The 9,656-nt window shown below is 70.3% G+C and carries 7 protein-coding genes; 1 reads left to right on the top strand and 6 read right to left on the bottom strand.

What is annotated here, in order from left to right; all coding sequences use genetic code 11:
* Nucleotides 1–58 precede the first annotated feature (58 nt).
* The 4 genes from ITI46_RS31010 to ITI46_RS30995 all read right to left on the bottom strand — a co-directional run bounded on the left by ITI46_RS31010 (nt 59) and on the right by ITI46_RS30995 (nt 6,519).
* Nucleotides 59–2,098 carry an ABC transporter permease gene (locus ITI46_RS31010; RefSeq protein ID WP_209243258.1) on the bottom strand — a complete coding sequence of 680 codons (2,040 nt, stop codon included), beginning with the start codon at nt 2,096–2,098 and terminating at the stop codon, nt 59–61.
* Between the two features lie 61 nt (nt 2,099–2,159).
* Nucleotides 2,160–3,317: a quaternary amine ABC transporter ATP-binding protein gene (locus tag ITI46_RS31005; RefSeq protein WP_209243257.1), complete on the bottom strand. Its 1,158-nt coding sequence runs from the start codon at nt 3,315–3,317 to the stop codon at nt 2,160–2,162.
* Nucleotides 3,317–4,879 carry a GMC family oxidoreductase gene (locus ITI46_RS31000; protein WP_209243256.1) on the bottom strand — a complete coding sequence of 521 codons (1,563 nt, stop codon included), beginning with the start codon at nt 4,877–4,879 and terminating at the stop codon, nt 3,317–3,319. Before ITI46_RS31000 ends, ITI46_RS31005 begins: the two co-directional genes overlap by 1 nt.
* Before the next feature lie 137 nt (nt 4,880–5,016).
* Nucleotides 5,017–6,519, bottom strand: coding sequence for an aldehyde dehydrogenase family protein (locus ITI46_RS30995; protein ID WP_209243255.1), 1,503 nt, complete (start codon nt 6,517–6,519; stop codon nt 5,017–5,019).
* Between the two features lie 463 nt (nt 6,520–6,982).
* On the opposite strand from ITI46_RS30995, the gene ITI46_RS30990 reads away from it, so the two are divergent.
* On the top strand, nt 6,983–7,594 hold the full coding sequence (locus tag ITI46_RS30990; RefSeq protein WP_247746860.1) for a hypothetical protein: 612 nt from the start codon (nt 6,983–6,985) through the stop codon (nt 7,592–7,594).
* A 552-nt stretch (nt 7,595–8,146) separates the two neighbouring features.
* Here the strand turns inward: ITI46_RS30990 and ITI46_RS30985 are convergent.
* A complete protein-coding gene (locus ITI46_RS30985) occupies nt 8,147–9,100 on the bottom strand; it encodes a LysR family transcriptional regulator (RefSeq protein WP_209243260.1) in 954 nt (317 codons plus the stop codon).
* 143 nt (nt 9,101–9,243) lie between these two features.
* A partial coding sequence (locus ITI46_RS30980; protein ID WP_247746859.1) for a nuclear transport factor 2 family protein occupies nt 9,244–9,656 on the bottom strand: 413 nt, incomplete at its 5' end.

Below are 9,656 nucleotides of genomic sequence, written 5' to 3'. Positions count from 1 at the left end.
GGGGGGACCCGTCGGGCGGGGATCTGTCCTCGGGGGTAGGTCTCGGTCGGGGCAGGTCTCAGTCGCGGGCGCGCTTGGCAGCCGGCTGAGAGAGGCGGTCGAGCATGATGCCCAGGCAGACGATGGCGATACCGGCGGGGAAGCCCTGCGAGAGGTCACCCTTCGACAGGCCCTGCACCACCATGTAGCCGAGGGCGCCGCCGCCGATGAGACCGGCGATGACGACCATCGAGAGCACCAGCACCACGCCCTGGTTGAGGGCGACCAGGATGGACTTGCGCGCCAGCGGCAGCTGTACACCGAACAGCTGCTGCTTGCCGGTGGCCCCGAGCGAGGTCGAGGCCTCCATCGCGGCCGGGTCGACGTGCCGCAGCCCCTGCGCGGTGATGCGGATGACCGCCGGAGCCGCGTAGATGACCGCGGCGAGGATGCCGCCGGTACGGTTCTGGCCGACCAGCGCGATCACCGGGATCAGGTACACGAACTGCGGCATCGTCTGCATCGTGTCCAGCACGGGCCGCAGAACCCGGTCGACCCGCTCCACACGGGCGCACAGAATGCCGACCAGCACGCCGATGACGATCGTCACGACGAGGCCGGCGAGCACCTGCGAGAGGGTGTCCATGGCCACGTCCCACAGCCGCATCCAGCCCACCAGCGCCAGGCAGACCACGGCGGCCAGCGCGGCGCGCCAGGTGCCGACGATCCAGCCGAGGACGGCGACGAGCAGCGCCATCGCCCACCAGGGGGTGGCCAGCAGGCCGTCCCGCAGCGGGTTGAGGACGTACTCGGTGAAGCCCTCGGCCCAGGTGATGGTGCCGCCCAGGACGGGGATGCCGGAGCCCAGGTGGTCGGTGAACCAGTCGACGGCCGTGTCCACGGAGTTGGAGAAGTCGACGACCCAGCCCTCGGGCCACTCGTCTCCGCCGATCGCGGTGCCGACGAACGCGAACACCGCGGTCAGCGCTGCGATGGCCCCCCAGGTGATCGCCCGCAGCCGCGCCGCGGCGCGCGAGACGCCCGCCTTGACGACGTCGTCAAGCCGTTCACCGGCCGCGGCCGTCGTCCGGTCCAGCAGCACGGCCAGCAGTACGACCGCGATGCCCGCGACCAGCGCGTCACCGATCTTGAGGGCGCCCAGCGCCTCGTAGACCTCGGAGCCGAGGCCGCCGGAGCCGATGAGCGAGGCCAGGACGACCATGGACAGACACATCATGATCGTCTGGTTGAGCCCCAGCATCATCTGCTTGCGGGCCAGCGGCAGCCGGGCCGTCAGCAGCCGCTGCCGGGCATCCGCGCCCAGCGAGGTGGCCGCCTCCAGTGCGGTCGGGTCGGCCTGGCGCAGGCCCAGCGAGGTGAGGCGGGCCATCGGCGGAGCCGCGTAGATCACCGTCGCGATGAGCGCGGAGGGCACGCCGATGTCGAACATCAGGATGAGCGGCAGCAGATACGCGAACGCCGGCATGACCTGCATGGTGTCGAAGACCGGCCGCAGGATCTTCTCGCAGCGGTCCGAGAGCCCGGAGGCCAGCCCCAGCAGGACACCGAGGACCGCGGAGAAGAAGACGGCGACGATCATCAGCGCCAGCGTCTCCATCGTGGGTTCCCACACGTCCAGCACGCCGCACACCACGAAGACGGCGAGCGCCGTGCCGCCGGTGCGCAGCGCGCGCCGGGACAGATCGGCGCCGCCCGCGGCCCAGGCGACCAGGGTGCCGACGACGATGACGCCGACGTAGCTCATCGACTCCAGCAGGCTCAGCAGCGTGTCGTAGCACGCCTGCGCCGTGTTGCTGAAGTGCAGCAGGAAGTACAGGAAGATCCAGTGCGTGTCGCGGTTGTCGACCAGCCAGTTGTCCAGGTCGTTCAGCGGCGACTTCACATCGGCCGTCAGCGAGTGCGGCCAGGTGCCGGCACCGGTGACCACCGCGCTGACGATGACGACCAGCGCCGCGACGATCAGCGTGAGCGCCTTCGGGTTGCCCAGGAACTGGGCGAGCGCCGAGGGCGGTCCCGCGGCGGGCCTGGGTCCGGACGGCCCGCCGGCCGACGGCACGGGCTGCGCGGTCTCGTCCTTGGTGAGCGTCGGGGAACTCATATCAGCCCCCTTCCGGTGGACGCCGTATGGGCCGCCGTGGCGGCGCCGTGCTGTGTGGTGCTCATACCGCGGCCACCTCCCGTCCCTTGCCGCCTTCGCCGGCGGCGTCCTCGCCCGCGTTGTCGCCGGCGTCCTTGTCGAGACCGGCCACGACGGTCAGCAGGCTCGCGTGGTCGACGATGCCGAGCATGCGGCCGTTCTCGACGACGCGGCAGTGCTCGCCGCTGCGCGCGACTGTCGCGATAGCGTCCGAGACGAGCGTGTCGGGGGCGACCTCGGTACCGGTCTCGGCCTCGGCGGCGTCCGCGGGACGCATCGCGCGGCGCACCGAGATGACCTGCTCGCGGGGGACGTCGCGGACGAAGTCGCGTACGTAGTCGTCGGCCGGGTTGGCGACGATCTCCTCGGGGGTGCCCAGCTGGACGATCTCGCCGTCGCGCATCAGCGCGATGCGGTCGCCCAGCCGCAGCGCCTCGGACAGGTCGTGGGTGATGAAGATCATCGTGCGGCCCTCCTCGCGGTGCAGCCGGATGACCTCCTCCTGCATGTCGCGGCGGATCAGCGGGTCCAGCGCGCTGAACGGCTCGTCGAACAGCAGCACCTGCGGGTCGACGGCGAGCGCGCGGGCCAGGCCGACGCGCTGCTGCTGGCCGCCGGAGAGCTGCCCGGGGCGGCGTTCGCCCAGCCCCTCCAGGCCGACCTTGGCGACCATCTCGGAGGCGCGCTTGCGGCGTTGGGGCTTGGGCATGCCCTGGATCTCCAGGCCGTAGGCCACGTTGTCCAGCACGCTGCGGTGCGGCAGCAGACCGAAGTTCTGGAACACCATCGAGGCCCGGTGCCTGCGCAGCTGGCGCAGCGCCTCCTTGCCCATGGAGATGACGTCGTCGCCGTTGAACTCCAGCGTGCCCGCGGTGGGCTCGATCAGCCGGGTCAGACAGCGCACCAGGGTGGACTTGCCGGAGCCGGAGAGGCCCATGACGACGAAGACCTCGCCCTTGTGCACATCGAAGGAGACGTCGCGGACGGCGGCGGTGCAGCCGGTCTTCTCACGCAGCTCGCTCTGCGAGAGCTCAGTGAGCGAGGCGTCGCCCGGCACCCGGTCGGCCTTGGGCCCGAAGACCTTCCACAGGTTGCGGACGGAGAAGACGGGTCCACTCTGGTCGCCCTGCTCGTTCGCGTTCGCGTTCTCGGTGGCTGTGGCTTCAGCGGTCTCGGACATCACGCAACACCTCCCGGTGCCGTAGTCGAATGGTCTCGGAGCAGATCGGCCGCCTTCTCGCCGAGCATCAGCACGCCGATCATCGGGTTGACGGCGGGCATGGTCGGGAAGACGGAGGCGTCCGCGATGCGGATACCCGACAGGCCGCGCACGCGCAGCCGCGGGTCCACGACGGCGAGCGCGTCGTCCTCGGCGCCCATCCGGCAGGTGCCCGCCGGGTGGTAGACGGTGTGCGCGGCCTTGCGCACCAGCTCGCTGATCTCCGCGTCGTCCGTCACCTCGGGCCCGGGGAAGACCTCCCGCTTGAGCCACTTGGCGAACGGTTCGGCCTGGGCGACCTTGCGGGCGAGCTTGATGCCGTCCACCAGGGCCCGGCCGTCGTAGTCCTCTTCGTCCTCGAAGTACCTGAAGTCGAGCGCGGGCTTGACCTCGGGGTCGGCGGAGGTCAGATAGACCCGGCCACGGCTGCGGGACTTGGGGATGTTGGGGGTCATCGACACGCCGTGCTCGGGGCGCTGGTAGCCCAGTCGCTCGGGGTTGTCGGTGAAGGGGATCTGGTAGAAGTGGAACATCAGGTCGGGGCCCTTGTGGTCCGGGTCCCGCTTGACGAACAGGCCGGCGTCGGAGTCCATCGCGGAGTTGTCCGGGATCGGCCCGTCGGTCTCCCACACGATCACCGACTCGGGGTGGTCGATGAGGTTCTCGCCGACGCCCGGCAGATCGTGCACGACCGGGATGCCCAGCGCCTGCAGGTCCTCCTTCCTTCCGATGCCGGAGTGCATCAGCAGCCGCGGCGTGTCGATCGCCCCGGCGCACACCAGCACCTCACGCCCTGCGGTCAGCAGCTGCTCGGTGCCGTCCTTGGCGCGTACGTGCACGCCGGTGACGCTCTTCCCGCCGTCCTCACCGGTGGCGGTCTCCAGCTTGTACGCCCAGGTCTCCAGCAGGATGTGCAGATTGGGGCGGTCGCCGGCCTCGATGTGCGGGTGCAGATAGGCGACCGAGGCGGAGGAGCGCTTGTTGTTCTCCGGGTGGTAGGAGAGGTCGAAGAAGCCGACGCCCTCCTCGAAGGGCTGGTCGTTGAAGCCGACGACCTCGGGGATGTCGAGGGCTTCCTTGGCCGCGTCGATCCAGTCCTGCGCGATCGCGTTCTGGTCCTTCTTGGCGACGCGGACGACGTTGTTGCGCAGCTTGCCGAAGTACGGCTCCATCGCCTTCGCGCCCCAGCCGGTGGCGCCGGCCGCCTCCCACTCGTCCCAGTCGGAGGGCAGCGGCTTGAAGGAGATCAGGGTGTTGTGCGACGAGCAGCCGCCGAGCACCTTGGCGCGGCTGTGCAGGATGTGGGAGTTCCCGCGGGGCTGTTCGGTGGTCGTGTACTCGTAGTCGAGCTCACCGCCCAGCAGACCCAGCCACTTGCGGAGGGTGAGCACCTCGGGCCGGTCGATGTCGGAGGGGCCGCCCTCGATGAGGGCGACGGTGACGTCCGGGTCCTCGGCGAGCCGTGAGGCGATCACCGAGCCGGCCGTCCCACCTCCAACGATCACGTAGTCATAGCGGGACATAGAGGGTGTGCTCCTTGGGGGACATCCGAGAGGGGACTTGCGGTTGATACGGGTGCGCCCCGGCGGCCCGTGGGGGCGAGCCGCCTTCGCGCGCTGTTCTGGTGTGGGAGGTTGCTGGTGATCTCGGCTTTCAGCTCTCAGCCCGCGAACCAGCGGACCGGTGCGGGACGCAGGTTCTCGTACACGTGCTTGGTCTCGCGGTACTCGGCCAGACCGTGGGGGCCCAGTTCCCGGCCGACGCCGGACTTGCCGAACCCTCCCCACTCGGCCTGCGGCAGGTACGGGTGGAAGTCGTTGATCCACACCGTGCCGTGACGCAGTCGTGCGGCGACCCTGCGCGCACGGGCGGTGTCGCCGGAGAAGACGGCGCCCGCCAGGCCGTACTCGGTGTCGTTGGCCAGCGTTACAGCTTCGTCCTCGGTGCTGAAGCTCTCTACCGTCAAGATTGGGCCAAAGGTCTCCTCCCTGATGACCCGCATCCCGCGGTGGCAGTTGTCCAGCACCGTCGGCGCGTAGAAGTAGCCGCCCTCGGGACGCACCTCGGACGGCTTCGGGCGCTCACCGCCGCAGCGCAGCGCGGCACCCTCCGCCAGCGCCGAGGCGACATAGGCTTCGGTCTTCTCCAACTGCTGCTGGGAGACGAGCGGACCGCACTCGACGCCCTCCTCGGTGCCGCGGCCCAGCCGGATGCGCTGGGCGCGGGAGGCCAGTTCGGCCACGAAGCGGTCCTTGACGGACTCCTCGATGATCAGCCGGGCACCGGCCGAACAGACCTGGCCGCTGTGGATGAACGCCGCGTTCAGGGCCTGGTCGACGGCGGTGTCGAAGCCCTCCTCCGTGGCGCAGGCGTCGGCGAAGACCACGTTGGGGTTCTTGCCGCCGAGCTCCAGCGCGACCTTCTTGACGGTGGGCGCGGCGGCCTGCGCCACCTTGGTGCCGCTGACCAGCCCGCCGGTGAAGGAGATCAGATCCACGTCCGGGTGCTCGGACAGCCGGGCGCCCACCGGGTCGCCTGCACCGGTGACGATGTTCGCCACGCCCGTTGGGAGCCCGGCCTCCACCAGCAGCTTGACCAGGTGCACGGTGGACAGCGGGGTGACCTCGCTGGGCTTGATCACAAAAGTGTTGCCCGCGGCCAGGGCCGGGGCAACCTTCCAGCTCGCTTGGAGGAGGGGATAGTTCCAGGGAGTGATCATGGCGCAGACGCCGACCGGTTCGTGTACGACGACGCTGTGCACATCCGCACTGCCCGCGTCCACGACCCTGCCGCCGGACTCGTTCATCACCAGGTCGGCGAAGTAGCGGAACGCATTGGTGACGTCGTCCACGTCCACCCGGCCCTCTTCGAGGGTCTTGCCGGTGTCGCGGGACTCGGTCAGCGCGATCTCCTCGCGGTCGCGCTGGAGGAGGTCGGCGACGCGGCGCAGCAGTGCGGCCCGCTCGGCGGTGGGGGTGTGCGGCCAGGGGCCGTCGTCGAAGGCGCGGCGGGCGGCGGCGATGGCCGCGTCGGTGTCCGCTGCGTCGCCTTCGGCGACAACGGCGAGCGCGGTGGCGTCCGCGGGGTCCAGCACCTTCCGCGTACCGTCGGCTGCGGCCGTACGCCACACGCCGTCAATGTGAATGCTCTCCAGAACGGACACCTTCGGTACTGCCTTCCGTTACTTACTGCTTTCTCCGGGGTGGGCCCCGTGCCCCCGTTGGGGGCTTTTGCCACAGCCTTGGGCAGATGGCAGTCGGGAACCCTGCCCCGTTATCCCGCACTCATGTCCAAAAACCGATTGCAAGTGGGCTTCATCACTGGCCGAAGTGCGCCACCCCCCGGCAGAACGTACGGTGAGTACGTCTTTGTCCGTATTTGGCGGTTGAGCCTGCCTCCGCACGGTCACCGCCTCCCGCACGGCGGATCGGAGCCATCCCATGCGAAAGCAGCACCGCGCCTCACTGGTCGTAGCCGTATGCGCTGCGGCGACGGCCTCCGGCGGACTCCTGGCCCCGGCTCATGCCACCCCCACGGCGACGCAGCGTGACGGCCCTGATATCGCAGAGTTGTCAGGAGAGGAAATAGCGGAAAAAGCGTCCGCAGAACTGAATTCCGCCCACTCCATGCGAGTCAGAATGAAGGCGCCGGACCTCAGGCTCGATCTGACCCTGGATGAAAAGGCGAACTGTTCCGGAAAAGTAGGGGTTCCCGGCAAGGGTTCGGTACGGCTCGTCAAGCACGGAGACACCCTCTGGATCAAGCCGGACGCCGCGTTCTGGAAGGCGCAACTCGGCCCCGCGCAGGGCGCCAAGGCCGCCGAGAAGCTCAAGGGCCGCTACATCAAGGGCAGCGCCGCCCACGACGACCTCGGCGGCAAGGGCCTGACCACCGCCTGCGACCTGGACGCCTTCCGCGCCGCCTCCGGCGTGCGGGGGACACCGGGACCGCACTGGAAGCGGGGCGACGAGGGGAGCGTGCAGGGCCATCGCGCCGTCCCCGTCACCCGCACCCAGAAAAAGGCCCGCGTCACCATGCACGTCTCTGCCGAGGGCAAGCCGTATCCACTGCGCCTGGAGCGCAAGGCGGGCCGCAACCACGACGAGATCGACCTCGGCCGCTTCGACCGGCCCGTCTCCCGCGCCACCCCGCCCAAGGACCGCACCATCAGCGTCGACCAGCTCCGCCGCCACTTCGGCGGCTCCCAGCAGGGCGAGCCACCGTCGGAGTCGGTGTAACCACCGCCTCCGGGAGGCCACTTGTCCGGTGGGGCCGACCCCGCCGCTTCGGCCAGGGGGTGGTCCGCCTGGGGGCTCCGCGCCGCCGTCCGGTCAAGAGCCACCTTTTCGGCCAGGAGCTGCTTCGGCCGGGAGCTGCCGTCTCGGTCAAGGTCCTGTCAGTCCTGCCTGAGGTCCGGACCCCGCCGTCCCGGTACGGGCCGCCATCGCGGTCAGGGACTGGTTTCCCGATCGGGAGCTGCCGTCAGTGGTTCCCCGCCGCCATCCGGTCAAGGCCCGCCGCTTCGGTCAGGACTGCCGTCCCGGCCAGGCCTCGTCTGCGGCCCGGGCCCCGCCATCCGGCCAGGGGCTACCGCCTGTGGTCCGCCTCGCGGTCAGGAGTTGCCCTCCTGGTCCAGGCCCGCCTGGCGCCAGGCCACCACTGGTCAGGGACTGACGGCTGCGGTCCGGCCGCCGCCCCGGTAGAGGCGCCGCATGGGATCTGGGCCGCCCGGGAGCTGGGCCGCCGTCCAGTCAGGGGCTGCCGTCAGTGGTTCGGGGCCGGGCCACCGGTCAAGGGCTGCCGTTCTCCGCTGGAGGTTGCGTGGGGCCGAGATCTCGTGCGATCTCCCGTACGCAGCGGCGCAGCCAGCAGTGCGCGGGGTCCTTCTCGTAGCGGGGGTGCCAGGCCTGGGCGAGGGGAAGGGCCGGCAGTTCCAGCGGGATCTCGAAGGTGACCAGCCCGAGGCTCGCCACATGGTTCGCGCCCAGCCGCAGCCCGGTGCGGCCCACCAGATCGGTCTGCGCCACCACCATCAGCGCGCTGGTCAGCGTCGGTACGGAGGCCACCACCCGGCGGCGCAGCCCGTGCGCGGCCAGCAACTCGTCGATCGGACCGTGCAGCATCCCCCGGCGTGACCCCGTCACATGATCCGCCGCCGCGAACCGCTCCGGGGTGATCTCCCCCGCCAGCAGCGGGTGCCCCGGCCGGACAACGCCGACATTGGTGTCGGTGAACAGGTGCTCGACGCGCGTCTCGGGCGCCGGCGCGTTCACCACCCCCAGCTCCAGATCGGCACCGCCCTCGCGCAGCGCCGTCGACTCCCCCGGCCCCTCCGGAATCAGCCGCAACGAGACCCCCGGCGCCTCCGTACGCACCCGCTCGAGCAGCCGCATCCCGATACCCGTCAGCAGCGCATCATCGGCGAGCAGCGTGAACGTGCGCTCCAGCCTCGCCGGATCGAAGGAACCGCCCGCGCCGGACCCGGGAGTGAAGACGGCCTCGGCCCGCTCCACGAGCTCCCGCACCTCCCCGGCCAGCTCCAGCGCCCGCGGCGTGGGCACCATGTGCCGCCCCGCCCGCACCAGCACCGGATCATCCAGCGCCCGCCTGATCCGGGACAGCGTCCGGCTCATTGCGGGCGCCGACAGGTGCAACCGCCGCGCGGCGCCGGTGACGCTTCCCTCTGCGAGCAATGCATCGAGCGCGACGAGCAGGTTGAGGTCCATCGACAATGTGGGTTGCATACGGCGCAACTTCCCCTTGCGGCCCTTGCAGTTGAAGTAACCGACCGAGTTGCTCACCGTACAGGTGCACACCTCGCCGCAACCAACGGACCTCCGCCAGGACCTCCGCGTCCGGGGGGACACCCCTTGAACAAACCGACCGGTCAGTCTGTCGCAGCCGAGGCGCAGGCAGCCGCCACCGCCAAGCTGTCCTCGTAGAGGTGATAGCGCGTGAGCTTCCCGTCCCGCACGGTGAGCCGCAGGGCGAAGGGCGTGGTGAACTCCTTGCCCGTCGCCCGCACCCGGCCGGCGATGTTGCCGGTCAGCATCGCCTCGTCCCCCTCGACGACGAGCGCCTCAACCGCCCGCCCATTGGCCCCGATCGGCTCCATCCCGGCGGCCAGCTCCCGGAAGTGCGCAGCCACATCCGCCCGCGTCGAACGCGGCCGTATCCAGGGCACCGTCGGATTGGGAGCGACCATCCAGTCGACCTCCTTCGCGAACAACTCCGCGATCCGCCCGGCATCCCCCTCTCCCACCCGCACCAGAAACTCCTCCACCACGGCCCGCACAGCCC

This window comes from Streptomyces oryzae (genome assembly GCF_017676365.1).
Lineage (GTDB): Bacteria > Actinomycetota > Actinomycetes > Streptomycetales > Streptomycetaceae > Streptomyces > Streptomyces oryzae.
This window is presented reverse-complemented; position numbering and strand designations above follow the sequence as displayed.

What these genes read in the sequence shown, in the direction of transcription:
- ITI46_RS31010 (WP_209243258.1), bottom strand. Translation starts at nt 2,098, where the DNA reads ATGAGTTCCCCGACGCTCACCAAGGACGAGACCGCGCAGCCCGTGCCG.
- ITI46_RS31005 (WP_209243257.1), bottom strand. Translation starts at nt 3,317, where the DNA reads ATGTCCGAGACCGCTGAAGCCACAGCCACCGAGAACGCGAACGCGAAC.
- ITI46_RS31000 (WP_209243256.1), bottom strand. Translation starts at nt 4,879, where the DNA reads ATGTCCCGCTATGACTACGTGATCGTTGGAGGTGGGACGGCCGGCTCG.
- ITI46_RS30990 (WP_247746860.1), top strand. Translation starts at nt 6,983, where the DNA reads ATGCGAGTCAGAATGAAGGCGCCGGACCTCAGGCTCGATCTGACCCTG.
- ITI46_RS30985 (WP_209243260.1), bottom strand. Translation starts at nt 9,100, where the DNA reads ATGCAACCCACATTGTCGATGGACCTCAACCTGCTCGTCGCGCTCGAT.